The sequence below is a fragment of the Candidatus Nitrotoga sp. M5 genome, assembly GCF_927904885.1.
GTDB lineage: Bacteria > Pseudomonadota > Gammaproteobacteria > Burkholderiales > Gallionellaceae > Nitrotoga.
Genome location: NZ_CAKMNW010000030.1, coordinates 1 through 2,100, shown reverse-complemented (window position 1 = coordinate 2,100; position 2,100 = coordinate 1). Strand labels below are relative to the sequence as shown.

Here is a 2,100-nt window from a genome sequence, read left to right as displayed (position 1 = left end):
TGCACAGCAAGGCGGGGCGATGCATGCTCTAAGTCATGTACTTGCGGAGCATGATCAGCCGTATGATCAACAAGCACCCCATTCATCGGCATGTGGGCATTGTGCGGCTTACACGCAACTGGGCGGCGTACTTGGTAGCACTTACCTTTCTTTCGCAGTAATCGATTTTCCGAGCGAAACTGTACGGTTTAACCCCGCTACATTACATTCTAACCAACCCCTTACAGCCTTTGCGCGCGGCCCGCCCGGCGTTCTCCAAGAAACTGCATAAGTCCGCCCTGTTTAATACAGGGTTATGTTATTCCTTGTTGGAGAATTGCTATGTTTATGCACGTCATATTCTGCGCGGCGCTATGCTCCTATGCCGCGGCCAGAAAAACAGTTTACTTATTATTCTTATTATTTTTGACTCTCGTGGCGCCCGCTAAAGCACATGCGGCGAATTCCATGCTGAGTATTACTTGCAACGATAAAGACATTGGTGCCGAAGTGTTTATCAACGGTGAATTCAAGGGAAAATGCCCATTGGATTTAATGGTACTTCCTGGTAAGTTGAAACTGAAAGTTCAAAAGAAAGTTGATGCTTTGAGTGCTCGTGTATTCGAGCATGAAATCCAAGTGGGTAGAGGCGTGGATAAAAATGTCACAGTGGTCCTAGGTGCGGCAAAACTGAACAGCAAAGGCAAGCAACTCCAATCCAGGCGAAAGAGCCTGGAGCAAGCCAAGATGAAAAAATCAGGGACTGAAGGTAATCCTGACATTGTGCCGACCCCAACTTCCAACCTTAACATACTTAATCCTGCCATTAACCCGCCAGTCATCGCAAATGCTTCGGCCGAAATTACGCCTCCAGTCATAGTGCCGCAGCAGGTTGTGGGTAAAGCGCAAACAGAACATGCAGATGTTCATTTGCAGCCAGTTGTTGTTACCGCCAACCCGATGGGAAGTGCCTTGATTGATCTCGTATCTCCAGTCTCTGTGCTGAGCGGAAAAGAGTTATCGTTTCGACAAGAGAGTACTTTGGGTGAAACGCTTTCCAAACTTCCTGGCATAAGTTCCACTTACTTTGGTCCGAACGCGAGCCGTCCCGTCATTCGCGGCCTTGATGGTGACCGAGTTCGAATAATGCAGAACGGTGTCGGCATGCTCGATGTTTCAGCTTTGAGCCCCGACCATGCTACGGCTGTAGATCCATTGCTGGTAGATCGGATCGAAGTGGTGCGCGGCCCTGCCGCCCTGATGTATGGCGGTGCTGCAGTCGGAGGCGTTGTGAACACGCTCGACAACCGTATTCCCCAATATTCAATTGATGGCTACACGGGCCGCGTTGAGCCACGAATTGGTGGTGCAGCAAACGAGCGTAGCGGTGCAGCCGTGCTGGAAGCCGGTAATGGCTTAGTTGCAATCCACGCAGACATCGCTTCACGCCAAACTGACGATCTCCGTATTCCCGGATTTGCGCGATCAAACCAGCAACGTGCACTGGATGACCCTGCAGTCGAACAATCCAAGGGACGCTTGACCAATAGCTCGTCGAGCAGCGACAGCGGTGCAGTGGGTGCTTCCCTCACTTTTGACGAGGGATATCTCGGACTTTCATATAGTGATTTAAAAACGAACTACGGTAGCGTGGCAGAACCAGACGTGCGCGTCGACATGAACAGCAAACGGTTAGGCGTGGCTGGAGAGGTCCGTGAGCTGGGCTCGTTCGTTCAAGAAGTGAAATTCAAATATAACCATACGGACTACCTGCACAATGAGTTGGAGGATGGTGAAATTGCAACTACATTCAAAAACAAGGGGTATGAAACACGGATAGACGCAACCCACGCCAAACTTGGGCCATTCACCGGCGCCTTCGGCGTGCAGCTTTCAAATACTGATTCCTCGGCGCTCGGCGAAGAAGCCTTTCTGCCGCAAGTCAACACTGACACTAAAGCATTATATATATATGAGGAAGCCAAATTTGGCAACGTTAAACTTACTGCAGGGGGCCGTAACGAACATACAACAGTAGATTCGGCCGGAGATAGCCCAACAACGACACGCTTTGGCGCGGCCCAGGCACGCAAGTTTTCAGCTAATAGCGGTGCATTAGGC

General features: G+C 50.5%; 2 protein-coding genes. Both read left to right on the top strand.

The features are described from left to right. Positions 1-271 (top strand): hypothetical protein (locus MJ770_RS08230; RefSeq protein ID WP_239251133.1); only part of this gene is annotated, 271 nt, incomplete at its 5' end. Positions 272-447: 176 nt separating this feature from the next. Further along, on the top strand, positions 448-2,100 hold a 1,653-nt coding region (locus MJ770_RS08225; RefSeq protein ID WP_239251132.1), incomplete at its 3' end, for a TonB-dependent receptor.